The organism is Streptomyces sp. 796.1 (genome assembly GCF_047525675.1).
Classification (GTDB): domain Bacteria; phylum Actinomycetota; class Actinomycetes; order Streptomycetales; family Streptomycetaceae; genus Streptomyces.
In genome coordinates this window covers 71,990-98,205 of record NZ_JBLIWA010000043.1, presented here as the reverse complement: position 1 = coordinate 98,205, position 26,216 = coordinate 71,990, and the positions used below count along the sequence as shown (strand labels likewise).

Here is a 26,216-nt window from a genome sequence, read left to right as displayed (position 1 = left end):
GTGGACACCACGCGCCCCGAGGAGACCACCACCATGCTCGCCCTGCCCGTACGCCCGCCATTTCGCCCGTCCGTCGCCGCGACCCTGCGGGCGGTCGAGGGCCTGCTGCTGGGCCCCGGGCAGCGCACCGCCCGGCGCAACGCCTGGACGGCGGTCCTCGCGGACCGGCGCCGCGCCAAGGACCGGCGCGAGGCCGAACACCTGATGGAGGCCGTGGCTACCCGCACGCCACAGGCGACGTAAACTGCCGTACATGGCGAGGAAGGAAACATCCGAGAACCCCGGGCGGCTGAAACAGATCGCCCTGACCTACAAGATGACCAAGAAGGTCGACTCGAAGGTCGGCTTTGTCGTCGCGGCTGTGGGCATCATCACGTTCGGTGTCTTCCTCGCGATCGGTCTGTGGATCGACCATCCGATCCTGCTTGGCATCTTGGGCTTCGTGCTGGCCTTCCTCGCGATGGCCATCATCTTCGGCCGACGGGCGGAGCGGGCGGCCTTCGGGCAGATGGAGGGCCAGCCGGGCGCGGCTGCTGCGGTCCTGGAGAACGTCGGGCGCGGCTGGTCGGTGACGCCGGCCGTGGCGATGAACCGCAACCAGGACGTCATCCACCGGGCCGTCGGCAAGGCCGGCATCGTGCTGGTGGCGGAGGGCAACCCGAACCGGCTGCGCTCCATGCTGGCCGCCGAGAAGAAGAAGATGGCGCGCATCGTGGCCGACGTGCCGGTGCACGACGTGATGGTCGGGGACGGCGAGGGCGAGGTCCCGATCAGCAAGCTGCGGACCAAGCTGCTGAAGCTGCCGCGCGTGCTGCCCGGCGCCCAGGTGACCGTGGTCAACGACCGGCTCAGGGCCCTCGGCGACCTGATGAAGAACATGCCGATCCCCAAGGGCCCGATGCCCAAGAACATTCGCATGCCGAAGGGCCGCTGAACCGGCTCCCGGCCGACCCGGGCGAGCCCCGCGGCGCGACCTCAAGAGGGGTGACCAGGACCGACAGGTCCGGGCCACCCCTCTCGCGCGTTGGCCCTGGGCCGGGGACAGGCTGCGGGTTGTGTGTCCGTACGCCTACGCCTTCACGTACGTACGCGCACGCGCGCGCAGTCAGCCAATGCCAAGCCAGCCGCCAGCCAGCGAGGCGCACGTCAGCGCCACGGACCGTACGCGGAGGACGTACGCGGATTCCGCACGCAGGCGGTACGCGGAGGTACGCAGACCTCGGACGCGTCCCCGCGGGCCGGTCGTCGTGCGGGCCCGCGGGGGGGGCGTCGCACACGGGTGACGGACACATCCGCGCCCCGGCCGCAACGACGGCGCGGGGCGGGGCGGGAGCGCGGTCAGATGCGGATCTGGACGGCGCCCGCTATGCGGTCGTGGAGGCCGCGGGAGTCGCGGTCCCAGATGACGGCGGGGATGACCACGCCCAGCAGCACGCAGCGCACCAGCGTGCGCGGCAGGGAGAGGCGGTTGCCGTCGATGCCGACCACGCGGATGCGGAGCAGCATCTTGCCCGGGGTGCAGCCGAGCGTGCCCACGGTCAGCACCGACATCACGAGGAAGACCGGCAGGGCCCAGTTCCCCGCCGAGGTCGCGTTCCGGTCGGCCAGCAGGGCGTACGCGATGAGCATGCACAGCGCCCAGTCGACGAGCAGGGCGAGCATGCGTCGGCCGGGCGGCGCGATGGCGCCCCGGCCCTCGCGGGGCAGCCCCAGCCGTTCACCCCGGTAGCCGAAGTCGACGCCCATCTGCTCGGCCGTCGCACGCGGTCCGGAGAGCCACGATCCGAGTACTTGCCTGTTATCCACCCCACCAAGGTACTGCGCGGGTCTGACAACCGGGCCCTGCGGGTCGGCCAACGGCCCGATGGCGTGGTCTGCGGGTACGCGGCACCCTCGGAGTAGCAGGCATGACGGCCCCGCGCGCCGGTTAACCTCAGCGAAACAAATGGGTCATGCTCGGGAAATCCCGGCTACCTATGGTCGGGTTCAGCGCAGCACCGTACAGATTCAGACCGCACAGGTCAGCGCGATCGAAGCAACCCCGACCGCTCTCCGGCCGGGCTAGGAGGATTTGGTGTTCCAGAACGGCGACGACGCCAAGAAGTTCATCGCGGACGAGGACGTCAAGTTCGTGGACGTCCGCTTCTGCGACCTGCCTGGCGTGATGCAGCACTTCACGATCCCGGCGACGGCGTTCGACCCCTCCGAAGAGCTGGCCTTCGACGGGTCCTCGATCCGCGGTTTCCAGGCGATTCACGAGTCGGACATGGCGCTGCGCGCGGACCTGAGCACGGCGCGCCTCGACCCGTTCCGCCGGGACAAGACGCTCAACATCAACTTCTTCATCCACGACCCGATCACGGGCGAGCAGTACAGCCGCGACCCGCGCAACATCGCCAAGAAGGCCGAGACGTACCTGGCCTCCACCGGCATCGCGGACACCGCGTTCTTCGGCCCCGAGGCCGAGTTCTACGTCTTCGACAACGTGCGCTTCAACACCGCGGCGAACGAGTCCTTCTACCACATCGACTCCGAGGCCGGCGCCTGGAACACCGGTGCGGTGGAGAACAACCGCGGCTACAAGGTGCGCTACAAGGGCGGCTACTTCCCGGCCCCGCCGGTGGACCACTTCGCCGACCTGCGTGCGGAGATCTCCCTGGAGCTGGAGAAGGCCGGCCTCCAGGTCGAGCGCCAGCACCACGAGGTGGGCACCGCCGGTCAGGCGGAGATCAACTACAAGTTCAACACGCTGCTGGCCGCGGCGGACGACCTGATGCTCTTCAAGTACATCGTGAAGAACGTCGCCTGGCGCAACGGCAAGACCGCCACCTTCATGCCCAAGCCGATCTTCGGCGACAACGGCTCCGGCATGCACGTCCACCAGTCGCTGTGGTCCGGCGGCGAGCCCCTCTTCTACGACGAGCAGGGCTACGCGGGCCTCTCGGACACCGCCCGCTACTACATCGGCGGCATCCTCAAGCACGCGCCGTCGCTGCTGGCCTTCACCAACCCGACGGTGAACTCGTACCACCGCCTGGTGCCCGGCTTCGAGGCCCCGGTGAACATGGTCTACTCGCAGCGCAACCGCTCCGCCGCCATGCGCATCCCGATCACCGGCTCGAACCCGAAGGCCAAGCGCGTCGAGTTCCGCGCCCCGGACCCCTCGTCCAACCCGTACCTGGCCTTCGCCGCGCTCCTCCTCGCCGGCCTGGACGGCGTGAAGAACAAGATCGAGCCGGCCGAGCCGATCGACAAGGACCTCTACGAGCTCGCCCCCGACGAGCACGCCAACGTCCCGCAGGTCCCCACCTCCCTGCCGGCCGTCCTGGAGGCCCTGGAGGCGGACAACGAGTACCTCCAGCAGGGCGACGTCTTCACCGCCGACCTGATCGAAACCTGGATCGACTACAAGCGCACGAACGAGATCGACCCCATCCAGCTCCGCCCGCACCCGCACGAGTTCGAGCTGTACTTCGACCTGTAAGGAGCGGGACCCGCGCTCCCCGACGAGGAGCGCGGGCCTGACGACGGCCGGGGTGGGAACCAGGATGTGGTTCCTGCCTCGGCCGCTTGTTGTGTTGGCGGGGTGGCGGGCCGCGGAACGCCTTCCTCCCTGATCCCTGCTGCCGGCGCTGGAGCCCGCGCCGCGGACCGTTCCGCGCGCTCGCCTGGGCTCACGGCTTGGCGCGCGGGAACCCGGCCACCCTGCCGATCGCGTTTCGGCACCGGTCGGGCCCGCGTCGGGCGTTCCGGATCTTCCGGCTGGCCCTCGTCAACTGTTCGGCGATGAACTCGCTGTCCTGTCGGACGTTTCGGTAGTCGAACCTCAGGTACTGCCGCCGGGACATCTCGTCCAGCAGCCCGGGCGACCCGTCGCCGGCCAGGCTGCGAACTCCGGACAGAAGCACGGGTACCACCGTCCGCCGGTGCTTCAGCGCCTCTTCGATCTCACGCAGGGCCCAACTGTCCCCGCCACCGGACGTGCTGGATTCGCCCAGTTCCGCCGCCCAGCCCTCATCGATGATCGCGAGCATCACCTCGCACTCGGCCACCGCCGTCAGGATGGCCTCCGCGTAGTCCGCCCCCGGGGCGATCGACCGGGCTGCGCGGAACACCTGCCCTTGCCCGAAGTGTCCGATCAGCAGTTCGTCGAGCAGGGCCGCCGCATAGGCCCCGCCCTGCCGGCGGTAGTTGAGAAAGACCAGCGCCACTTCGCCCCCCTGCCCCGCCCGCCCCGCTGCACGGCGCCGCCATCCGTCCGCAGGGGCCGATGCGCTGCGCCGTGCCGGGCGGGACGGCTCCTCCCGCTCATCGGCCGCCCAGCGGGCGCCGTGAGCGGGGCGGCGCCCTCCTGTCCTACTCCTCCTCCCCCTCATCCCGCGCACTCAGCGCCACGTTGTTGCTCACCGTGAAGAACGGCTTGATGCGGGTCGTGCCGCGGGTGGGGTGTTCGCGGAGGGCCGGTGGGGCGTAGTCGGTCTTCTTGCGGTCTACTACGTCGCCCGTGATGCGGCCCAGGGGGATGGGCGGGGTGGTGGGGGTGTGGACGGTGAGGTCCCAGAGGTCGTGTTCTGTGGTGCGGCGTTGGAGGGCCTCGCGGTACGGGAGGACGAAGGTGAAGTGGCCGTCGGGGTGGGGGGTGACGGGGACGGTGAAGTCGTACGCGTCGCCTTCGCGGGCCGCCGCGCGCACCGTCGCGTCGGTCAGGGAGACGTTCGCGGGGGCCAGGACGCGGGCGGTGAGGGTGGCCGCTTCCTGCGTGACGGCCACCTGGGTGACCTCCGCGTGGGCGGCGCGGTGCCAGGTGCGGAGGGCCAGGAAGCCGTCGGTGGTGGTGTAGGGAATCCAGGGGGCGAGGGCGTCGGCGGCGCGGGCGGGAGGCTCGCCGATGAGGCGGGCCTGTTCGGTGAGGGCGGCGGTGAGGCGGGTGCGCTTCTGGGTGCCGCGCGGCGCCACGTAGCAGTCCCAGCGGCCCTCGGCCAGCACGTGGTCGCGGTGGCCGAGCAGGACCTCGGGGGTGCCGGACTCGGGGACCGGGACGCGGACCTCGCGGCGTTCGGGGTCGCGGCGCAGCCGGGCGACGAAGTCGAGCGGGCCCGCGGGGACGTGGGCGAGGGTGACGGTGATGTCGCCGGCCGCGGTGGAGCGGGCGTGGGCGGTGGGGCGCGGCGCCTCGGCGGCACCCGCAGCGGCCTGCGCGGCGGCGGTGGGCGCCTGCTCCGCGGCCGGCGCCGGCGCTTCGTCGCCGCGCAGCGCTGCCCGCATCCGCCGGAGCAGACCGGGGCGCGCGGCCTTGCGGTCGGACGCGTGGTCGGCGCCCTGGTCGGCCGCGGCCGGCGTCCGGCCGGCGGCAGCGGCGGGAGCGGCGGCGCGACCGGCGCGCGGGGTGCCGGCGCGGCCCGGGGCGAGGCTGGTGCACAGTTCCTCGTAGCGGCGGGCGATGACCTCGGGGGCGAAGGTGGCGGCCTTGGTCAGCGCGCCTTCGCCGAGCTTGCGGCGCAGCGCGTCGTCGGACAGCAGGGTCCGCAGGGCCTGGGCGTACGCGCTCACGCCGCCGTCGGTGGCCGAGCCCTCGGAGATCAGGGGGACGAGCAGGCCGTCCGCGCCGTGGCTGATGATCTCGGCGGGGCCGTGCGGGCAGTCGGTGGCGATGACGGGGACGCCGCAGTGCATGGCCTCCACGATGGTCATGCCGAAGGACTCCATGTCGGAGGAGACCGCGGCCAGGGCGCCCTTCGCCCACTCCGTCTCGATCGGCGACACCGCGCCCATCAGGAAGATCCGGTCGTACAGGCCCAGGTTGTCGATCAGGCGGCGCAGCTTGGCGCGCTCGGGGCCGCGCCCGTACACCCGGAGCGTCCAGTCCGGGTAGTCGGTGGCGACCGCGGCGAACGCCTTGATCAGCCGGTCGTAGCGCTTGACGGCGACCAGCCGGCCGGCCGACACGATCACCCGGGAGTCCAGCGTGGCGGGCTCGACCGCGGGCCGCGGGACGCCGTTGGGGATGGCCAGGATGGTGGTGGTGACGTCGGGCAGGGCCGTGCGGTACTGCTGGGCGTCCGCCTCGGAGACCGTCACGAAGGCGTCCAGGTCGCGCAGGGCGGTGTTCTGGTCGGTGCGCAGTTGGTCGCTGTGTGCGTCGAGCGACAGGTGCTCCTGGCCGATGCGGACCTGGTGCGGCTGGCCATAGCGGGCCAGGTAGCCGTTGAGGATGGGGCGGGTCGCGATGACCACGTCGGCGTCGGTGCCGGTCAGGAAGTCGGCGATGCGCTGGTCGTGCAGGGCGGTGTAGTGCAGCCGGCCGAAGTCGACGCCCTTGTCCGGGAACATCGTGTTGGGCTGCTTCGTCAGCTCGTGCTCGCCCTCGTACGTGGGGCTGTCCTCGCGCATGTCGATCAGCGAGGTCAGGCGCACCCGGGGGCCGTAGGAGAGCTGCGGTTCGTCGGCGACCCGATGCACGCTGACGACCTCGACCTCGTGGCCGGCCGCGAGCGCGGCGGAGAGGTTGACCGTGGAGCGGATGGTCCCCCCGATGCCGTACGCATTGTGGATCAGGAAAACGATCTTCATCTGTGAGACCCCACTGCTCCTGCCGTCACGGCCCGCCCGCGGGGCCGTGGACTGATGAACCTCCGGCCCGTCCGGCCGAGGACGCCCTTCGTCCGCCGCGGGGTTCTGCCACCGCCGGAGCCCCGAACCGTCTGGGTTCCGAGCCGCTGAAGGGCACGAGCATGATCGAATAGGAGGTATTCCGGGAGCAAAATTAACCCACAGCTCGTGCGCTCGTCACCTTGCGGCCGTCCGTACGGCCGCCGGCGGTGCGTGGTGGTGCGGTTGCCGGGGCGGTATCCCTGCGGCCCCGGCGGGGCCGGGGGGGGCGGCGGCTCACCTCGCGCGCGTACGCGGGTGGGTGCGCGCGCTGGCGCATCCGTACGGAGCCTGTGGGGCGGGGCGGCAGGTCTGCTCCTCCTTCCTTCCGCGCGTACGCGCGCGTAAGCCGGTCCGCGTGTGTGCCGCGTGGTGCAGCCGTACCGCGCGTACGCGCGCGTAACGCCCCGGGCCGGTTCGTACGGGGCCCGCGGCCGGCCCGTGTGGACCGGCCGCCGTGCGGGGGCCGGGTGGCCGGCCCGTCAGTTCGTGGCGGGGGCCGCCGGAAGCTGGTCCGTGGTGGGTGTGGTGGGCGTCAGGAGGGCGTGGAGTTCGGTCACCGCCCGGCGCAGTTCGGTGGCGAAGGCGTGCATCTGGTCGGCCACCGGGCGCGGGGTGCTCAGGTAGACGTGGAAGCGGTCCGGGAGCAGGACGTAGGCGACGCCGATGCAGCGGCTGCTGGTGGAGCCGAAGCCGAAGTACTGGATGTGGGTGGAGGGGGCGGAACTGGTGCTCAGGTAGTCGTCCCGCATGGTCACCCAGCCGGGGCTGCGGAAGAGCGCGGGCTGTTCGTGCACGCCGAGTTGCGCGCCCCGGCGGCGCTGGATCAGTTCGAGCTCCCACAGGTGCTGCTCGGGTGCCTGGCCCACCTGGCACTCCCGGGCGCGCGCCACGTGGCGCTCGGCGGCGGCGCGCAGCGCGGCGCGCCGGGTGTCGGCGCCGGCCGTCGGGTCCTCCATCGCCGCGACGAACGCCTGGATCTCCGGGGTGACCACCCGCATCGCCTCGGTGCGACCGCGCCGGTACTGGCGGGTGGCGATCGATTCGTAGGTGGCGCCGAGGTGGCCCTTGGCGCGCTGGTGGGCCAGTTGGTACGCGAGTTGGACGAAGGCGTCCGGCGAGATGCGCAGCGCCTTGGCCGTCCGGGAGCCGAAGTCGTCGAAGGCCACGGTGCGGGTCGCGGTGTGCGCGCCGTACGCGGCGAAGGCGTCCGCCGCCGCGCGGATCGTGGCGCGCAGCGGTGCGTCGAGGCTGAACGCGATGCGGTGCGGTACGGGTGCGCCCTGGGTGCGGGCGCCGGCGCCGCGGGCGTGTTCCTCGGCCGGCGTGCCGAGCAGGGCGTCGGTGAAGCTGAGGATCGTCGTACCGTCCAGCTCGCAGTGTTCGACGTTGATGCCGGCCTGGCCGTCGGCGAAGACGATCAGCGACAGCGCCTTGTCGAACCAGCGGTTCCCGCGGTCGCCGAAGAGCAGTTCGTCGCCGGCCTGGTGCGCGTCGGCGGGGGCGACGTCCTCCAGGCAGACGCAGAACAGCGCCGTCTCCACCGTGTCCAGCGCCGCCGCGTTGTCCGGGTGCGCGGCCAGCAGTTCCGCCCGGGCGGCGGCCCACTCCGCACGGGCCATGGTGGTCAGGTGACCCACCGAGGTGCCGGGGGCCGCCGGTTCCGCACCGATCTCGCGTACCGCGCGGAGCCCCGCGGCCAGGTCCGCCAGGCTGTGCGGCGTGCCGTCCTGGCCGAGCACGTCGAGGCGGAACAGGTGGCCGCGGTGGAAGACCACGATGTGCCTGGCCTGCGAGGGGCCCGGCCAGTCGGCGGTGTACGGGGCGCGCACGGTGTCCTGGACGGCGCCGGGGACGCGGGTCGCGGAGAACAGGTACTTGTTCTGCTCCATCGTCTGCGGCACGCCGCGCTGGACGAGCGGAGGCACCTGTTCCGCGTCGAGCAGCCGCTTGTAGTGCAGCGCGCCGACGATCAGCCCGGCGGCCCGTTCCACCTGCGGCTGACCGTCGTCCTGGAAGAGGAAGAAGAAGTTGGCGTTGAGCGCGATCCGGTCGCGGCGGCCGAGGTAGCGGTAGGGCCAGAAGGTGTCGAGCCAGCTATGGACGCCCTCGGTGGCGTCGTAGTCGGCCAGTGCGGCGTGCAGCACCGGGCCGGGCCCGTCAGCGGCGGCGAAGGCCGCGACTTCGGCCCGGGTGGCCGCCAGTTGTTCGGCGGTGAGCAGCGGCGCACACCAGTCGATGAACCGCTCGCAGCTTTCCTCCAGGGTCGGCAGCGGGACGCGCGGCAGGACGTCCTCGCGCGCGAAGGTGAGCAGTTGGGCGGGCGTTTCGGCGGGCGGCGCGCCGAGCGGGGTGGCGGGGGCCGCCGGGCCCTGGTTCTCCTGGCTGCTGGGCATGGGCGCCTTTCTCTGGTTGGGGGTGGCCGGGGGTGGTTCGGGGCGGCTGAGACGGGTTGAGGGGTGGTTGCCGTGATTGCGGGTGGTTGTGGCGGGTGAGGGTGGCGGGGTGGAAGTGAGTGCGGGTGCGGATGTGCGTTGCTGAACTTCCTTTTCCAGACGGCACGTTGAGGCAGACGGAGCCGCTCGGGGATGTCGAGGCTAAGGGCTGTGGTGGGTGGCGGGTGGCGCGGGGCGTCCGCGGAGTGGCGCGTTGGAGCGCCGCGGAGGGGCGGCGACGGGGCGGGCGGGTAGCGCGGAGGACGGAGGCGGCGTGGAGGCGCGGGGCGCCGTCAGTCGAGCAGGCGGTCGCCGCGGACCGCCTCCGCCGCGTGGTGGACTGGGAGCACGCGGCCGAAGAGTTGGCGGGTGCGCGCGACGGTGCCGACGACGCCGGGGCGCTGGCTGTACGCGAAGATCGCGGAGTGCCGTGCACCCGGGCCGCGCACCGTGCTGACCCGGTGCAACGCATAGCGCCCCAGGAAGAGTTGCAGGTCGCCCGGGGTGAGCGGGAGGCGGCGGACGAGGTGTTCGGCGCGCCCGGCGAGTACGTCCCTGACCTGGTCGAAGTTCTCGTCCTCGACCGACCTGAGGTGCGGGCAGTACTCGAAGAGTCCGCCGCCCTGCGGGGCCTGGGTCAACATGCTCACGGTGAACTCGTTGGTGTCGAAGTGCCACGGGTGGCCGCGGCCCGGCGGGACGACGTTGAGCACCAGGCCGGAGAGCGGGTCGGCGAGCTCGTACAGGGCGGGCAGTTCGAAGCACGCGGCGAGGAAGCACTGGAACGCCTGGTGCGCGTAGACCCGGCTGATCAGGGCCGATGCGGGGATGTGGTCGCGGGCGACGAAGGCGTTGCCGCGCTCGAAGGGTGTACGGGCCGGGTGGTCGGCCGGCAGGTCGTCGGTCACGGCGATGTTGTAGACGTTGACGGTCTCGACGTCGGCATGGGCCAGCGGTGCGAGTGCGGCGCCCTCACGGCGCAGCGCCGCGCGGAGTTCGGGGCGGATGAAGTCGCGCAGCACGGTGCAGCCGAGCGTGGCCAGTTCGCGCCGGGCGCGGTCCACCACGGCGCGCCCGGCGGGGCCGGCGAGGTCGAGAAGGGGGTACCGGTCCGTGTTGACCACCTGGTCGAGCGACGTCGCTTCCACAGTGCCCATGGGGTCCTCTCCGGGTGCGGGGTCGGCCGGGTCGAGCTGGTGGTGGCGCCGGGACCGGCCGGACCCGGCACACGGGTCCCACGGCCGGCCACCGACGCGCGGGCGCCCGCGCGAGGCGAGCGCGCCACCGGCCCGCCGGCTCCGTCCCCATAACTCTACTGACGGGTAAGGGAGTTGCCCGAGTCAACGGAGTCACGTCGTCCGCGACCGGCCACCCGCCGTACGTCGCGTGCCGTACGGCGGACGAGCGCCCGCACACCGCCGGAGCCGGCCGCTCCAGCGCGCCAGCGGCCCGCCCCGGGCGCCAGGGCCTTTCCCCGGCCGGCCTCCCCGGCCGGTGCCGTCGCGCCGCCGGCGGCGCCTCGCCATCGCTGCCTCGCCCCTGTTGTCGTCGCGCCGGCCGTCGGCGCTGCCGTCGGTGCCGGGCGTGGCGTCGACGACTGCCGGCCCACGGGTCGACAAGGGCCCCGCCATAGACCACTTGACCTGTGATGATGACCGATTGTCAGTGGTCGCTGGCAGAGTGATCGGCATGACGCAGAACTTCGAGTGGCGGCCTTTCCTTGAGCGTTGGAGCGCCGACCGGATGGCCGTGGCGGCGCACGAGGACCTGGACGAGGAACTGGGCGGGGACGTCGATGGGGACCTCGACGGGGACCTGTACGACGGCCTGGGCGAGGGCACGGGCGAGGAGTCCGAAGAGCGCTCCCGGACCGGCTGGTTGGGCTTCGAGCCGGCCGGCGGGGCGCGGATCGCCGCGCTGGAGCGACGGCTCGGCCTGCGGCTGCCGCCCTCGTACCGCTCGTTCCTCGCGGTCACCGACGGCTGGCTGCACGCCACGAGGTCGGTCCACCGGTTGGCCGCCGCGGACGAGGTCGCGCCGCACGGCGACCCGTCGGGGTTGCGGGAGGTCTACGAGGCGGAGCTCACCGAGGACTCCGCCCCGCAGGAGGTGCTGCTGGCCGGCATGTGGGAGCGGTCGCTGCAACTCGCCGCCGATGCGGACGGGGTCGATGTGCTGCTCGACCCGGGCGACGTGGCGGCCGACGGCGAGTGGGCGGTGTACGTGCACAAGGCGCTGCTGGGCGGGGACGTCGAGCGGTATGCGTCCTTCGCCGCGTTCATGCAGCACATGTTCCGCGCGCTGTACTGCGACCACGGCGACAACCACCCCGACTTCGTCACGCCCACCCTCCGGGAGGTGGCCGCGGCGGTGGAGCGGGCCTGGCAGGACGCGCTCGCCGGTGCGATCGAGGGGCCGTGGGCGACCCTGCGCGACGCCCGCGCGTACGGCGGGGCCCGGGCCCACGCCCTGGCCACCCAGTTCGAACTGCTGCTCGGCGGCCACGGACTGGCGCAGTGCCCGAGCGAGCGACGGCTCACCGATCCGTGGTACGCGGGCGAGTTGCTGCCGCTGTTCATCGTGCAGCAGATGCGGATGGCCAGGGACGAGAGGGCGCTCGTAGGACTGCACGCGGAGGAGGACCGGGGGCGAGTGGCGACGCTGTTCGCCGAGATCGCCGCCCACACCTTCAGGTACGAGGCGCCGGGGCCCTTCGGGGCGGCCGTGGCCACCGCGCGCGAACAGGCGCGGTGGGGCGGTACGGAGGAGGCGTGGCGCACCATCGCCGCGGCGCTCCCGGCCTGGGAACCGTACGACGAACGGCACCTGGCCCCGATCGGGCTGCTCGCCGATCCGCTGCTCGGCCCGCTCCTCACCCCCGAGCGCCGCAGGCAGCTCCTCGCCACCCCGCGCGCGGGGCAGCGCGGCCGGCCCGCCGGACACGCCGCACCGGGCGGCCTGGCCGACGGCCCGTGGGTGGGCGGCAGGCCCCTGGGCCCTTCCCGGCTGGCGGGTGCGGGCGTCGGCCCGGAAGTGGCCGAGGACCCAGGTGCGGGCGCCGGGCCGGGGGACCTCGGACCGGGGGGCCTCGGCCTGGCGGCGGGCGGGTGCACGGAGACAGGTGCCGGCTCGACGGCGGCCGGGAGCACGGATGCAGGTGCCAACCCCGGGGTGAGCGGGAGCACGGAGGCGGGCACCGGCCCGGCGGTAGCCGAGAGTACGAGCGCGGACGCGGGCGGTGCCGTGCCGCGTAATGCGGGTGCGGCGTCCGGCAGGGGCCGCGTCGCGGGGGCCGGCGTTGGTGGACCGGGGCGGGGCACGGCGACCGGGGCCGGTGCCGCCCCCGGTCGTGGGGGCGGGCTCGCCTGGCTGGCGGCGGCCGACGCGCCCCGGGAGTCGTACCGGTTCATCCTGCTGCGCGACCGGACGCCGAGCGAGGCGGCGCAAGCGCTTGGCACCGGCCCGCTGTTCGCCCCCTACCTCCGCCGTGAGTGGTCCTGGCTGCGGGCGACCGGGGTGCCGGCCGGGGACGACGGGCACCGCCCGATCCTGCGCGTCGGGGCGGGCGGTGCGGGCTGGAGCTTCGGCTTCGACGACGATCCCGAGCCGTTCCCGACCGGCCCACCCGGCGCCCCCGGCCTACCCGGCGCGCCGACCCCACTCGGCGAGCGGGCCTCATTGGGCGGGGCGGCCCTCACCATCTGGTGCCAGCGGCCGGCGCAGCCGTCGGCCGCGTTCCCGCACGCGCTGTACGTCGACTACGCCGAGGACGGGCGGCAGCGCTTCGGCTTCGTCCTGCGCGGCACCGCGATCGAGCGGACCGGTGCCGTGCCCGACGCGCTGGCGCCGGAGCGGTTCTGCGCTGCCCTGGACGGGGAGCCGGACGTGGCGCCTGGCGTGGCTCCGGGTGCGGGCCCGGTCGCGGGCCGGGGCCCGGGCCGCGACGCGGAGGCCGCCCGGGCCCGGGAGCAACGCGTGCTCGCGGCGGTTGCCGAGTTCTTCGGGGTCTCGCTCCCCCGGTTCGCCCTGCTGCACGGGCGCCTGCACGTGGTGCGGAGCAAGCCGTGGTCGGGCCCGTCGGCCCCGCACCGCATACGGGCGACCTCCCGCACCGTCCACCGCTGAGCCCCCTCCCCACCTCGGCCCGGCCCCTGCCCCCTCCCCGGTCCGCCCCGCGCCGTCGCCGCGGCTCGGCGCACCGGGCTTCGTCGGTCGCGGGGCGTCGGGCACGTGCCACCGCCCCGCGGCCGGGAGCCGCGGGGCGATGGTCGTCGTGGTCCGGTGGATGGTGTCGGGCGGCCGGCGGGCCCTGGTGTCGCTAGTCGTCGAAGCCGATCAGGGTGCGCACCAGGGCGCAGGTGGTGTCCGACGGCGGATGCACTCCGATGCGGGCCGCGGTGTTGCGTATCTTGCGGTTCGACGCCTGCTCCGGGCGGTACGCCCCGGCGTGCATCAGGGCGATGGCCAGGCGCATGGCCTTCAGGCGGCGGTGGTGCGACTCGTACCACTCACGCGGGTGTCCGGCGGGCACCCGCTTCTTCGGCAGCGTCGGGAAACTCGGCAGGTCCGGCAGGTACGGAAGAGGTGTTGCGGCAACGGCCATCGGCGTCCTCCAGATGTGTCGTACGCCCTCTCTCTTACTCCCCCATTTTACTTCAGGGCACTGACAATCGCCCCAGGCCAGACGGGGTTTAGCGGGTCTGCGGAGCGGACTGCGGGGTACCGTGGGCGGCATGGAGATCTGGATCAATCCGGCCTGTTCCAAGTGCCGCAGCGCGCTCACCCTGCTGGACGCGGAAGGGGCGGAGTACACCATCCGCCGCTACCTCGACGACGTGCCGAGCCAGGACGAGATCCGGGCCGTGCTCGACCGACTCGGCCTGGAGCCGTGGGACATCGCACGGACCCAGGAGGCCGCCGCGAAGGAGTTGGGCGTGCGCGAGTGGCCGCGCGACGCCGGGGCGCGCGACCGCTGGATCGCGGCGCTCGCCGAACACCCCAAGCTCATCCAGCGTCCGATCATCACGGCCGACGACGGCTCGGCCCTGGTGGCCAGGTCGGACGATGCGGTACGGGAGGCCATCGCCCGCTCGCAGGGGTGACCCAGCGGGCGCACCGCGCCTGCTGGCACACCGCCGGCGGGGCATGGCCGGCGGACCGCGCGGCCCCCGCCGCGGGGAGCGGTTCGGCCGGCCGCTCAGCACGGCGACCGGGCCCCGGCCGGCCTGTTGACCGGTCGGGGCCCGGCGGTTCGGATCGCTACTCGGCGGATCGGGCCGCTATCTGCCGGAGTCAGCCGCTCCTCGGGGCACCGCGGCGCCCGGGCCAGGTTCGGGCGGGCCCGGCCGGACGGGCCCCATGCCATGGCTCACTTGTACTGGATGCCGCGTCGCACCTCGGCCGCGGCCTCGGGACTGTCCAGGCGGCTGACCAGGTGTAACGCCATGTCGATGCCGGCTGAGACGCCGGCGCTGGTGATGACGGAGCCGGTGTCCACGTACCGGTCGTCGGCCCGCACCTCCACCGAGGAGTCGATCTCGGGGAAGAAGTCCATGTACCGCCAGTGGGTGGTGGCCGGGCGGCCCGCCAGCAGGCCGGCCGCCGCGAACACCAGCGAGCCCGTGCACACACTCGCCATCAGCGTGCCGCCGCCGTGCAACGTGCGCAGCCACGCGAGGTGTTCGTCATCGACCTGGAGCTTGTCGGTGCCGTCGCCGCCGGGGTGCACCAGTAAGTCCAGCGGCGGGGCGTGCTCCACGTCGCAGTCGACGGTCAGGCCGAGCCCCTTGGAGCAGCGGACCACCCCGGGCTCGTGGCCGATCGCCACCACCTGGACGGGGAACGCGGCGACGTGGTCGGCCCAGTAGCCGAGGACCTCCCAGGGCCCCACGGCGTCGAGTTCCTCGACGTCAGCGAAGAAGAGGACACCGGCGGTCAGGGTCGGAACGGGATTCATGAGGAAGTACCAGCTTTCGTGATGTGGGGGACGGTCAGCAACACGGGTGGAGCGGTGGGACACGTGGGGCGAGTAGTGCAGTGGGGCACAGCGCGCGAAGGGGCGACGGTGAGCGGTGGACAGGGGCAGAGCCACGCATCCGAAACAGCGGTTGCGCGCACCAACTCATCGACGTACCAAGGCAGTTGGAACGAACCACCGGGTCGCGCGCCAGCGCACCCGACGGTCGGGGAACAGCGCCGTACGGGAGGTACGGAGTGCAGAGTTACAGGGGGTGCGGAGGTACGAGCCTTGCGGGACGTACGGGCCTGACGGGATGCACCAGACCGATGGATCGATGCACGACTGGATCGGTGTACGACCAGATCGACGTACGGCTGAATCGATGTACGACCAGATCGACGCACCGCCGGGTCGACATGCCAACGTGCTGACATGCCAACGCGCTGACGTGCTCGCGTACTGGCGGGCTCACGTGCCGGTGAGCCCGGGTACGGGCGGGCCCGCGCGCTGGTGGGCCCAGGTGCTGACGTACGGACTTGCTGGCGTACGAACCTGACGACGTGCGGACGTGCGGACGTGCGGACGTGCGGACGTGCTGACGTACCGGCCGCCGGTGTGCGCGGCAAAGGTACGGACCTGCCGGTGGTGCTCGTGCGGTGGTGCTCCGCAGGGGCGGCCGTGGGGGCCTGGTGCTGCGGAGGGCTGGGGGGGTGGGGCCTGTGCGGTTGTGGGTGGTGCCCGTGGTGCACCGGGGGCGGCGGGTGGGCCGTCCGCGGGTGGTGCCGGGTGGGGTCAGCCGAGGGCGGGGGCCTCGCGTTCGGTCGGCGCCAACGGGTCGGGTTCCGCGGGCCGTTGCTGCTCGTGCGGCGCGAGCGCGGCGCCGTCGTGGCCCGCTGCCGCATCCGATGCCGCGCCCGCCGCCCCGCCCGGGGCCGCGCCCACCGCATGCGTCGCACTCGCCACCTCGTCCGACGCCGCGCCCGCAGCCGCACCCGTCGCCGGCTGGCGGGGTGCCGCCAGCGGGTCGGCCCCGTAGGTGATCCGGATGACGCCGTCGGCGTGCCGTTCCGCGACCGCCCGTACGCCGAAGACCTCGCACAGCACGTCCGTGGTCAGGACGTCGAGCACCCGGCCGGCCGCCGCCACGACGCCGTCGTGGAGCACGACGAGGTGGTCGCAGAGCCGGGCGGCGAGGTCCAGATCGTGCAGGACGGCGAGCGTGGTGGTGCCGGTGGACTTGATGAGGTCCAGGAGTTCGAAGCGGGCGCGGATGTCGAGGTGGTTGGTCAGTTCGTCCAGGACCAGCAGCTTCGGGCGCTGGGCCAGGGCCCGGGCGAGCAGCACGCGTTGCCGTTCGCCGCCGGAGAGCGAGCTGAAGTCGCGTTCCGCGAGCGGCCCGGCGCCACAGACCTGCATGGCCTCCTCCACCGCCCGGTGGTCCTCCGCGCCGTCCCGCCCGAACAGCCCGTGGTGGGGGGTGCGGCCGAGCGCGATGATCTCCTTCACGCACAGGCCCACCGCATTGCCGGTGCTGTCCTGGAGGACCGCCGCGGTGCGCCGGGCGGCGGCTCGCGCGGGCAGTTGCCACACGTCGTCGCCGTCCACCCGGACCACGCCGCGGGTCGGGCGCAGCGACCGGTAGACGGCGCGCAGCAGGGTGGACTTGCCGCTGCCGTTGGGGCCGATGAGGCCCACGATGTCGCCCTGCTGGGCGTCCAGACTGACGTCGCGCAGGATGGGCTGCTGGTCGAGCGTGACGTGCAGCCCGTCCACGGTGAGCTTCATGCGGTCGTCACGCTCCTCAGACGGGGGTCGAGCCGGTCGGTCTGCTGCGCCGTGCCACGTGTGGCACGCCCGGATTCGGCCAGCCGAACTCGGCCCGGAATCCGCCGCGTCAGGGGTCGGCGCGCGCTCCGGGAACGCATCATGCGACTCACGAGGCATCCAGAGTCTTGTTGCGACGCAGGAGCCACAAGAAGAAGGGTGCCCCGAACAGAGCGGTGAGGATGCCAAGCGGCAACTCATTTGGCCGGTTAACGGTGCGTGACAAGAGATCGACAACCACGAGATAGATGGCTCCGACGACCGCGGCCAGCGGCAGCAACCTGCGGTGATCCGCGCCGACGGCCAGCCGCACCAGGTGCGGAATCATCAGGCCAACGAAACCGATGCCGCCGGCCACCGCGATCACCGTGCCGGTCAGCAGCGAGGAGAGCACCAGCAGGACGGCGCGCAGCCGGTGCACGTCGACGCCGAGCGCGGTGGCCGACTCGTCGCCGGCGAGCAGCGCGTTGAGCTGCCGGCCGAACAGCGCCAGGCAGACCGTGCTGGTCAGGACGACGGTGCTGACCAGGCCGAGCTGGTTCCACTTGGCGCCGGCGACGCTGCCCAGCATCCAGAACATGACCGAGCGCAACTCGGTGGGCGTGGCCTGGAGTTGCAGATAGCTGGTGCCGGCGAGGAAGAGATAGCCGATGGCGACGCCGGAGAGCACCAGCCGGGTGGGGGCGAGCCGGCCGCCGCTCTGGCCGAGCAGGAAGACCAGGGCGACGGCGAGCATCGCGCCGGCGAACGCCGCGGCCGAGACGCCGAGCCCACCGAGCGCGCCGCCGGCCATCGTGATGACCATGACGGCGCCGAGCGAGGCGCCGGAGGAGACGCCGAGCACGTACGGGTCGGCGAGCGGGTTGGACACCACCGCTTGCAGGACCACGCCGGAGACCGCGAGCCCGGCGCCGACCAGGGCGGCGAGTACGACGCGGGGGGTGCGGAAGTTCCACACGATCTGGTCAAGGGCGGGGTCGGCGGCGGCCCCGGAGCCGGTGAGGTGGTGCCAGACGATCTGCCAGACGTCGACGACCGGGATGGTGACCGCGCCGATGCTGATGGCGACCATCATGATGAGCGCGAGGAGTACGAGCAGTCCGATGAGCAGCGGGACCGTGGGCACCTTGACGATGCGCGGGCCGCGGGCCGGGCGGGGCGCGGCGGCCGGCGGCGCCCCGGCGGCCCGCTCCCGGGTGCCGGTCGCACTGCGCAGCGCGAGGCCGCGCCCGAGCCAGCCGGGGAGCGCGCCGGCGCGCGCCGCAGGACGCTGGCTCGGCCGGTCGGCGGCGGCCCCGGCGACCGGGCCGGCGAGCGACCTGGCGGGGCCGCCGGCAGGTTGGGGAACGGCGGCGTCCGGCGGGGTGAACGCGCTACGGGCGCGTGCTATGCGCTGCGCTGGGGCCTGGCGGGCGCGCGGGTCCTCGGCGGTCACCGCTCCGCCACCACCCCGGGGTGCAGCAGCGCGCCGATCTTGCGCACCGCGAGGTCGTTGCTCGGCCCGAGGTAGGCGGAGTCGGAGAGCGTGACGTAGCGGTTGTTCTTCGCCGCCGGCCACTGCGGGAACTGCTTGAGCAGCTTGCGGGCATACGCGGCGGGGTTCTTGTCCTGGTAGCCGATGACCACGAGGGCGTCCACCGGTTCGGCCGCGACCTTCTCCTTGCTGAGGTCGGCGAAGGTGTTCTTGGTGACCGAGGCGAACGCGTTGGTGCCGCCGGCCTTGGCCAGGATGTCGTTCCAGATGCCGTTGGCCGCCACCGAGCTGAAGTCGTTGCCGCCCATCGACATGTTGGAGAAGACGACCATCACCCGCGGGCGCTCGCCCCCCTCCTTCCGGACGGCGTCGCTGACCTGGGCGACGTTGCGTCGGGAGGCGCTGATGAGCTGCTCGGCCCGGTCCTTGACCTGGAAGATCGTGCCGAGGTCGCGCAGCAGCTGGTAGCTGTCCTCGATGGTCATCTTGGAGGTGTCCTCGTCGCAGCCCTGCGGCGAGACGTAGCTGTTGGCCGCGACCGAGGCCAGGTCGTCGCGGGTGGCGAAGCCGTTGCCCGAGTTGAAGCCGTACGCCGTGGTGGACAGCACCAGGTCGGGGCGGAGTCCGAGCATCGCCTCACGGGGGATGTCGAACGCGTCGTTGGGCTTGACGCCGCCGTCGGGCAGCTTCTCGATGGCAGCCGCGCGGCCGGCGACCTCGGACGCCCCGTACGACTGCTGGTTCGCCACGATCCGGTCGCCGAGCCCGAGCGCGAGCAGCGAGGAGACCTCAGCAACCGATGCGCCGTTCATGACGACGACCCGACTGGGCGCCTTGGTGTACGTGGTGGTGCGGTCGCAGTTCTTCAGCGTGACCGGATAGCCGGCGCCGGAACGCCCGCCCTTCGCGGCGTTCTCCGTCGTCGCGGTGGACATGCTTCCGCCGCAGGCCGCCGTGACCAGGCAGAGCGCCCCGGCCAGCACCGCCATGGCGGGCCGTTTCTTTTGCATGCGGGCTCCTTGGGGGTGGGTCGGACTCCGCCTCAGTAGTCGGGGCGAAGTCCGACCCAGTTCCCGCGGTGCGCTAACCCGCCGCGTTCACTGCTGTCCCACCACCCCCGGTCGGGCGGGGCAGGATGCCGGTTTTGACGCAGTGGTCCAGGTATCGGAAGACCAGCGAGCGGTCGATGGGCGGGCACTGGATGCCGGTGTCGGCGAGGCCGCGCCGTACGTTGTCGGACCGGATGTCGCCGAGCCCGAGTTCCGGTTCGGCCGCCGCGCCGTCCGGCTCCGGGGCACTACCGCCACTACCGGCGGGCGCCGCGGCGGCGGAGCCCGCGGCCCCCTGGTCCGCGGTCTGCGAGTCCGCGGCCTGCGGCGCGTCGCCCGCCGGCTCGCCACCGTCGAAGGTGTCGAAGAAGGCGAGCGTGGTGGTGGCGACGTCGGCGGCGCGCGGCAGTTCGGCGCGCCAGCGGGCCAGCGGCATCCGGCGCACCGGGTAGCCGTACTCCGCGATCCAGCCGTACAGGTCGTCGAGGCGCACCTGCGGGGCCGGCGCGTGGTTGAAGACCGTGCCGCGCTGGCCTGCGCCGCCGGCGAGGTGCACCACGGCCCGGGCCACGTAGTCCACCGGGGTCCACACCTCGGCCTCGAACAGGTCGGGCACGATCCCGGCGGGGATGCCGGCGCGCAGCACGCTCCAGACGAAGTCGCGGTCGTTGACGTACCCGGTGTCGGGGGCGCCGACGACGCGGCCGAGGCGGTGCACGGTGACCGGAAGGCCGCGTTCGGCGGCCTGTTCGGCCAGCCGCTCGGAGGCCCACTTGCTCTGCTGGTAGCCGTAGATCAAGCCCGGGTGCGGGGGCAGGAACGCCTCCGGCACCTCGGGGCTGTGGCTGCGCGGCGGGGTGGTGGAGAGCGTGGAGACCAAGTGGAACGGGACGCTCCGGGGGGCCGCGAGGCGCAGCAGTTCCCGGGTGGACTCGGTGTTGGCGGCGCGCAGGCTGGAGTACTCGCGCATGATGCTGACCGTGGCCGCGTTGTGGAAGATCGCGTCGACGCCCGCGGCGAGTTCGGCCAGCCGGTCCGCGCTGAGCCCAAGGCCGGGCTTGGCCAGGTCGGCCGGCTCGGCGACGATGCGCTGGGCGGCCTCGCCGAGCGCCAGTTGCTGCGCGTCGAGCGCCTGCCGCAGCCGGGCAGCGGCCTGCCCCCGGTCGGCCGCCCGGACCAGACACACCACCTCGGCGTCCGTGCTGGCCAGCAGTTCGGCCAGCAGGTGTACGCCGACGAAGCCGGTGGCGCCGGTGAGCAGCACCCGGCGGGGCGCCGCGTACCGGTCGGCCGGAACGGCGTCGGCCGTGGCCGCCGGGGCGATGTCGGCGTCCAGGACGGCGTCCCGGGCGACGGCCGCCACCGCCGGCGGCAGCCCGTCAGCCGAAGCGTCCGGTGCGGTCGTTGCGTCCGGTGCGGCGGCGGCCCCGTGGGCCTGGGCTGCGCCCGGTGCGGCCTTGGCGACGTCCCCGCCGGCCTGTTGTACGAGGTGCGCGGCGAGGTCGGCCGCGGTCGGGTACTGGAAGAGCCAGGCGACCTTCACCTCCCTGGCCAGTTCCACGCCGAGCCGGTTGGCGACCTGGATGGCCTGGAGCGACTGGGCGCCCAGGTCGAAGAAGTCGTCGCGCGGGCCGATCTGTTCGGAGCCGAGGACCTGTGCCCACACGCCGATGATGGCTTGCTCAAGCGGGTCGCCGGCGGCGTCGGTCGCCCCTTCGCCGGTGGCGGTCTCGGGGTCGGCGGCCGGTGCGCCCTCCAGTGCGGCCAGCGCCTTGCGGTCGATCTTGCCGGAGGCGGTCAGCGGCAGCCGCGGGTGGAAGACCAGCGCGGAGGGGACCATCGCTGCGGGCAGGTCGGCGCGGAGCCCGGCCCGTACGTCGGTGGCCTCCGGCGCGGGTCCGTCGGCCACCAGGTGGGCGACGAGCCGGCGGGTGCCGTCGGGCAGGATCTGGCCGACCACGGCCGCCTCGCGCAGGCCCGGCTGGCGCAGCAGGGCCGCCTCCACCTCGGTGGGGTGCACCCGGTGGCCGCTGATCTTGAACTCGCCGTCCACCCGGCCGACGAACCGCAGCAGCCCGTCCTCGCCGAGCCTGACCAGGTCGCCGGTGCGGTAGGCGCGCGGTGTCTGGTCCGCGCCGATGGGCCGGGCCAGCGGTGCGAAGCGCTGCGCGTCGGCGGTGCGCGCGCCCCGGTAGCCGAGCGCCAGCGCCTCGCCCACCAGGTGCAGTTCGCCGACCACACCGGGTGCGTCGGCGCCGACCGTGCCCGCGGCGTCCGGCGCCTGGTCGTCGTCGACGGGGACGAGGACGGCGCGGGTGCCGGGCAGCGGGCGGCCGATGGGCACGTCGCCGGCGGCCAGTTCGGGGGCGTGCAGGTCGGCGACGGTGGCGACCACGGTCGCCTCGGTCGGCCCGTAGGTGTTGAACAGCCGCACCGCGCCGCCCACCGCGCGCCGCCAGCCGTCGACCCGCTCGGGCACCGCGGCCTCGCCGCCGATGATCACCGTGCGCAGCGTGGCGGGGAGCGTGGCCGCGCCGGTGGCCAGCGCGTAGGCGACCTCGTGCCAGTACGCGGTGGGCAGGTCGAGCACGCTGATCCGCAGCCGCTCGCAGGCGTCGGCCAGGGTGGGCACCGACTCGGTCATGGCGTCGGTGCGCACCACCAGGGTGGCGCCGGCGCACAGGGTCAGGAAGATCTCCTCGACGCTGGCGTCGAAGTGCAGCGGCGCGAACTGCAACACCCGGTCATCGGCGGTCAGCCCGTACCGCTCGGTGGCGCCGGCGACGAAGTGGGCGAGCGCGCCGTGGCCGATCTCCACGCCCTTGGGGGCGCCGGTGGAACCCGAGGTGTAGATGACGTACGCGAGGTCGCCGGGGGCGGCGGCGTGGTGGGCCGGCGCGGGTTCGGCGACCGGCGCGGCCGGGGCCGCCCCGTCGAGCAGCAGCACCGGCACTCGGCCCGCGCCGTCCGGCAGCGGCACGGCCGCCTCGTCGCCGGCGCCGGGCTGCGCCCCGCCGGGCAGCTTCGCCGCCTGGTCGGCGGTGGTGAGCACGGCGGCGGCCTCGGACGCGGCGAGCAGCGCGGTGGTACGGGCCGCGGGCGCGCCGGGGTCGATCGGGCAGTACGCGGCGCCCGCGTACAGCGTGCCGAGGATGGCGGTGACGGCCTCGATGCCGCGGGGCACGGCGAGCGCGACGAGCGAGCCGGGGCCGAGGCCGCGGGCGGTGAGCCGGTCGGCGACCTGCCGGGCCGCTGCGACGAGTTCGGCGTAGCTCAGGCTGCGGTCGCCGTGTTCGACGGCGGTCGCGGTGCCGTGGGTCGCGGCCCGCTCGGCGATCTGGTCGAGCACCGGGCGGTCGTCGCCGTGCAGCGGCCCGCCGTCGACGACGGGCCAGTCGGCGGGCGCCGCTCCCGGGTCGGCGGCGCGGGTCGGCTGCTGGGCGGCGTCCGCCGCCGGGGTGTGCTGCGCGGGGACGGTGGCCGCGGCAAGCGCGGGCGTGGCCGCGGGGCCCACCAGTTCGTCGAACGGGCGGTGCGGCTCGGCGAGCGCCGCGCGCAGCAGGGCGAGGAGGGCCCGCTGGTGCTCCACCAGGTCGCCCGCGGCGTACACCTCGGGGTTGGCGTCGAAGGCGAACCGCAGTCCGGCGCCCTCGGCCCGGTCGTAGACGTTGACCGACAGGTCGTCCACGGGGCCTGCGGACACGTTGTGCACGGTGCTGGCGTGGCCGGCGAAGCGCAGGTCGTACTCGAAGGGCATGATGTTCACGCCCGGGCCCGACAGCCGGCGCTTGCCGCCGATCAGCTTGAGGTCGCGCCGCAGGTGCTCGTACCGGAAGCGCTGGTGCGGCAGGCCGGCGCGCAGTTCGGCGGCGACCCGCGGGGCGAGGTCGGCGAGGCTGTCGCCGGCGGCCATCGGCACCCGCAGCGGCAGCACGTTGCGCACCATGGCCGGCACGCGCAGCGAGACCGAGCCGAGCCGGCCCATCACGGGCACGCTCAGGACGGCCTCGGCGGCGCCGCTGACCTGGTGGATGAGGCGGGCGGTGAGCGCGAGCAGCACATCGGACCAGGTGACCGAGAGCTGGTCGGCGACCGCGCGCAAGGTGGCGACCTCGGCCTGCGGCAGATCGGTGACCTGGCGCAGGAAGTGCCGGGCGGGCAGCGCGGTGTGGCTGCTGAGGCTGGGCACCGGGGGCCGGTCGGCGTACCGCTCGGCCCAGTACGTGCCGTCCTTGGCGCGCCGCGGCGAGCCCTGGTAGGCGGCCTCTTCCTCACGCACCGACTGGAGCGTGCCGAAGCCGCTCTCGCCGGTCGGGCGGCCGGCGGCGAGGGCGGTGTACACCTCGGCGACCCGGCGGGCGACCAGCGAGAAGCCGAAGCCGTCGAGCGCGATGTGGTGGACCCGGTGGTACCACCAGTACTCGTCGCTCGCGACCTGGAACAGGGCGTGCCCGAAGACCGGTTCGCGCTCCAGGTCCACCGGGCGGGCCATGTCCCGCGCCATCCAGGCCAGTGCGGCGGCGCGCGGCGCGGCCTCGCTGGTCAGGTCGGCCACGTACGGCTGCCAGTCGAGGTCGGGCACGTCCAGTTGCCGGGGCCGGCCGTCGACGACGGCGAAGCGCACGGTGAGCGCCTCGGTCTCGGCGACCACCTGGCGCAGCGCGGCCACGAAGACGTCCGGGTCGACGGCGCCGGCGATGCACACGTACTCGGCGGTGTTGTACGCCGGGCTGTCGACGTCGAGTTGCTGCCCGGTCCAGATGCCCTCCTGGGCGATGAGCAGCGGGTGGCCGGCGGTGGCCGCCCCGCTCTCCTGGGCGCCCGGCGCGCCGGGCAGGGCGGTGCCGTCAGGCTTCGACATGTTCGGCCTCCGACAGGCGTGCCGCGAGCAGGTCCCACCAGGCGGCGAACGAGGTGCGCTCGGCGAGCTCCACGAAGCTCACCTCGGCGCCGCCGGCGCGCCAGCGCTCGGCGAGGGTGACGATGCGCAGCGAGTCCAGGCCCGCGTACAGGGGGTTTTCGCTGAGGTCTACTTCGTCCGGCTGCTGGTGCAGCACCTCCGCGAGGTCGGCGCGGAAGGTCGCCAGCGTCAGGGGCTCAGGCATCTCGATCTCTCTCGGGTAGCGGGGCGGGGCGGCGACGGCGGTCAGTTGACCTTGCGGTCCGCGTCCTTCCAGAAGCGGTCGCGCAGTTCGCGGCGGAGGATCTTGCCGCTGGGGTTGCGCGGCACGTGGTCGATGAACTCGTACTTGGCCGGGAGCTTGAAGCTGGCGAGCCGGTCCACCAGGAAGCGGTGCAGGTCCCTGGGGGTGGGCTGGTGGTCCTTGGCGGCGACGACGAAGGCGTGGATGGTCTCGCCCCAGCGCTCGTCGGGCGCGCCGACCACACAGGCTTCGGCGACGCCGGGGTGGGCTTCGAGGGCGCCCTCGATCTCGGCCGGGTAGACGTTCTCGCCGGCGACGATGACCGCGTCCTTGATCCGGTCGCTGATGAAGACGTAGCCGTCGGCGTCCAGGTAGCCGGCGTCGCCGGTGTGGATCCACTCGCCGACCAGCGTCTCGCGGGTCTTGTCGGCCAGCCCCCAGTACTCGACCATGCGCGCCGGGGTGGCCAGACACACCTCGCCGACCTCGCCGGTGGGCAGTTCGTTGCCGGCCGCGTCGATGACCTTGGCGCGCACGCCCGGGTACGGGTGGCCGGCGGCCTTCATCCGCGGATGGCCCGGCACGTGGTCGGCCGGGGGCAGGCAGACGGCCGTGTTGCCGGTCTCGGTGAGGCCGTAGATCTGGGCGAACTCGCAGCCGAAGAGCGCCAGGCTCTGTTCGAGGAGCGCCTCGGAGATCGGCGAGCCGCCGTAGACGATCTTGCGCAGGGTGCGGAAGTCCTCGGGGGTGACGCCCGGTTCGGCGAGCATCATGCGCAGCATCGCGGGCACCACGCAGGCGGTGGTGACGCCGAGTTCCTTGATGAGCGCGTTGGCGTCGTGGGCGGCGAAGGCGCGCAGCGCGACGACGGTGACGCCGGCGTTGAAGTTCTGGGTCGCCCACCACAGGCCGCCGACGTGGAAGCCGGGGATGCCGATGAGCGCGATGTCGCCGGCGCGCCAGTCGATCCAGTCCAGGCCCTGCGAGGCGAGCGCGTCGCGGATGGCGAAGAAGCTGCGGTGGGCCAGGACGACGCCCTTGGGCAGTCCGGTGGTGCCGCTGGTGTAGATCTGGGCGACGGGCGTGTCCGGGTCGGCCTGCTGCTGCGGGGCGGTGTCGGGGTGTGCGCCGTACCAGGTGGCGAAGTCGACGGCGGCTGCGGTCGGCGCGTCGGCGGCCGGCGCTTCGGAGGCTGCCGGGGCTGCGGTCGGCGCGGTTGCGGCGCCGGTGCCGAGCCGGACCAAGGTGGCCGGCGCCGCCTCCGGGACCCGGTCGATGATCGGCGCGAACTCCTGCTCCAGGAAGAGGAGTTCGCTGCCGGAGTCGCGCAGGATGTGGCTGACCTCGGGCGCGGTCAGGCGCCAGTTGATGGGCACCAGTACGGTCTGGCTCTTGGCGCAGCCGAAGAGGATCGCGTAGTAGTGCTCGGACTCCTTGCCGAGATAGGCCACGCGCGCACCGGGACGCAGCCCGGCGGCCTCGATGGCGTGCGCGATGCGGCTGCTCTCGCGGTGGAGTTCGCCGTACGTCAGGACTCGGCCCTCGCACAGCACGGCCGCCACGTCCGGCTGCCGCTCGGCGTGGAAGCGCACCGTCTCGTCGAGGGTGTGCAGGTTCGCGTGGTGGAGCCTGCCGTCCGCCGTACGCGTCATCGTGGATTCGGCCATGTCCTGCGCCTCCGCA

Annotated in this window: 17 protein-coding genes and 1 pseudogene; 5 read left to right on the top strand and 13 right to left on the bottom strand. The window is 73.5% G+C overall.

What is annotated here, in order from left to right; translation table 11 throughout:
• The first annotated feature begins 33 nt into the window (after window positions 1-33).
• The gene (locus tag ACMA1D_RS26000) at window positions 34-243 is read left to right on the top strand and encodes a hypothetical protein (RefSeq protein WP_414726441.1); all 210 of its coding nucleotides are present in this window, start codon (window positions 34-36) and stop codon (window positions 241-243) included.
• A gap of 10 nt (window positions 244-253) precedes the next feature.
• The gene (locus ACMA1D_RS25995; protein WP_349993122.1) at window positions 254-934 is read left to right on the top strand and encodes a DUF4191 domain-containing protein; all 681 of its coding nucleotides are present in this window, start codon (window positions 254-256) and stop codon (window positions 932-934) included.
• 404 nt (window positions 935-1,338) lie between these two features.
• On the opposite strand, the gene ACMA1D_RS25990 is transcribed toward ACMA1D_RS25995, so the two are convergent.
• Complete coding sequence (locus tag ACMA1D_RS25990) at window positions 1,339-1,806, bottom strand: RDD family protein (protein ID WP_414726425.1); 468 nt, start codon at window positions 1,804-1,806, stop codon at window positions 1,339-1,341.
• A gap of 268 nt (window positions 1,807-2,074) precedes the next feature.
• Here ACMA1D_RS25990 and glnA point away from each other — a divergent pair, with 268 nt between their 5' ends.
• Window positions 2,075-3,484, top strand: coding sequence for a type I glutamate--ammonia ligase (gene glnA, locus ACMA1D_RS25985; RefSeq protein WP_414726424.1), 1,410 nt, complete (start codon window positions 2,075-2,077; stop codon window positions 3,482-3,484).
• Between the two features lie 190 nt (window positions 3,485-3,674).
• Here the strand turns inward: glnA and ACMA1D_RS25980 are convergent, their stop codons facing one another.
• From ACMA1D_RS25980 to ACMA1D_RS25965, 4 genes are all read right to left on the bottom strand, one after another.
• Window positions 3,675-4,211: a toll/interleukin-1 receptor domain-containing protein gene (locus tag ACMA1D_RS25980; RefSeq protein ID WP_414726423.1), complete on the bottom strand. Its 537-nt coding sequence runs from the start codon at window positions 4,209-4,211 to the stop codon at window positions 3,675-3,677.
• 145 nt (window positions 4,212-4,356) lie between these two features.
• Window positions 4,357-6,570, bottom strand: coding sequence for a glycosyltransferase family 4 protein (locus tag ACMA1D_RS25975; RefSeq protein ID WP_414726422.1), 2,214 nt, complete (start codon window positions 6,568-6,570; stop codon window positions 4,357-4,359).
• A gap of 560 nt (window positions 6,571-7,130) precedes the next feature.
• Window positions 7,131-9,044 carry a choline/carnitine O-acyltransferase gene (locus ACMA1D_RS25970; RefSeq protein WP_414726421.1) on the bottom strand — a complete coding sequence of 638 codons (1,914 nt, stop codon included), beginning with the start codon at window positions 9,042-9,044 and terminating at the stop codon, window positions 7,131-7,133.
• A gap of 332 nt (window positions 9,045-9,376) precedes the next feature.
• Window positions 9,377-10,240, bottom strand: a complete 864-nt coding sequence (locus ACMA1D_RS25965; protein WP_414726420.1) for an arpA protein — start codon at window positions 10,238-10,240, stop codon at window positions 9,377-9,379.
• A gap of 532 nt (window positions 10,241-10,772) precedes the next feature.
• On the opposite strand from ACMA1D_RS25965, the gene ACMA1D_RS25960 reads away from it, so the two are divergent.
• Entirely contained in the window at window positions 10,773-13,208 is a 2,436-nt protein-coding gene (locus ACMA1D_RS25960) for an SMI1/KNR4 family protein (RefSeq protein ID WP_414726419.1), read from the top strand.
• A 193-nt stretch (window positions 13,209-13,401) separates the two neighbouring features.
• On the opposite strand, the gene ACMA1D_RS25955 is transcribed toward ACMA1D_RS25960, so the two are convergent.
• Window positions 13,402-13,686: a hypothetical protein gene (locus ACMA1D_RS25955; RefSeq protein ID WP_414726418.1), complete on the bottom strand. Its 285-nt coding sequence runs from the start codon at window positions 13,684-13,686 to the stop codon at window positions 13,402-13,404.
• 130 nt (window positions 13,687-13,816) lie between these two features.
• On the opposite strand from ACMA1D_RS25955, the gene ACMA1D_RS25950 reads away from it, so the two are divergent.
• Window positions 13,817-14,185 (top strand): ArsC/Spx/MgsR family protein, encoded by a 369-nt coding sequence (locus ACMA1D_RS25950; RefSeq protein ID WP_414726417.1) that lies wholly within the window; start codon window positions 13,817-13,819, stop codon window positions 14,183-14,185.
• A 266-nt stretch (window positions 14,186-14,451) separates the two neighbouring features.
• Here ACMA1D_RS25950 and ACMA1D_RS25945 read toward each other — a convergent pair whose 3' ends face one another.
• The 7 genes and pseudogenes from ACMA1D_RS25945 to ACMA1D_RS25915 form a co-directional block, all read right to left on the bottom strand.
• Entirely contained in the window at window positions 14,452-15,039 is a 588-nt protein-coding gene (locus ACMA1D_RS25945; RefSeq protein ID WP_414726416.1) for a DJ-1/PfpI family protein, read from the bottom strand.
• A 1,014-nt stretch (window positions 15,040-16,053) separates the two neighbouring features.
• Window positions 16,054-16,827 (bottom strand): annotated as a pseudogene (locus tag ACMA1D_RS25940) (ABC transporter ATP-binding protein); the annotation flags it as partial.
• 148 nt (window positions 16,828-16,975) lie between these two features.
• Window positions 16,976-17,941 carry a FecCD family ABC transporter permease gene (locus ACMA1D_RS25935; protein ID WP_414726440.1) on the bottom strand — a complete coding sequence of 322 codons (966 nt, stop codon included), beginning with the start codon at window positions 17,939-17,941 and terminating at the stop codon, window positions 16,976-16,978.
• A 356-nt stretch (window positions 17,942-18,297) separates the two neighbouring features.
• A complete protein-coding gene (locus ACMA1D_RS25930) occupies window positions 18,298-19,350 on the bottom strand; it encodes an ABC transporter substrate-binding protein (RefSeq protein ID WP_414726415.1) in 1,053 nt (350 codons plus the stop codon).
• A gap of 73 nt (window positions 19,351-19,423) precedes the next feature.
• A complete protein-coding gene (locus ACMA1D_RS25925) occupies window positions 19,424-24,250 on the bottom strand; it encodes an amino acid adenylation domain-containing protein (RefSeq protein WP_414726414.1) in 4,827 nt (1,608 codons plus the stop codon).
• Window positions 24,237-24,494, bottom strand: coding sequence for a phosphopantetheine-binding protein (locus ACMA1D_RS25920; RefSeq protein WP_349996754.1), 258 nt, complete (start codon window positions 24,492-24,494; stop codon window positions 24,237-24,239). Before ACMA1D_RS25920 ends, ACMA1D_RS25925 begins: the two co-directional genes overlap by 14 nt.
• 41 nt (window positions 24,495-24,535) lie before the next feature.
• On the bottom strand, window positions 24,536-26,200 hold the full coding sequence (locus ACMA1D_RS25915) for a long-chain-fatty-acid--CoA ligase (RefSeq protein ID WP_414726439.1): 1,665 nt from the start codon (window positions 26,198-26,200) through the stop codon (window positions 24,536-24,538).
• Window positions 26,201-26,216 lie beyond the last annotated feature (16 nt).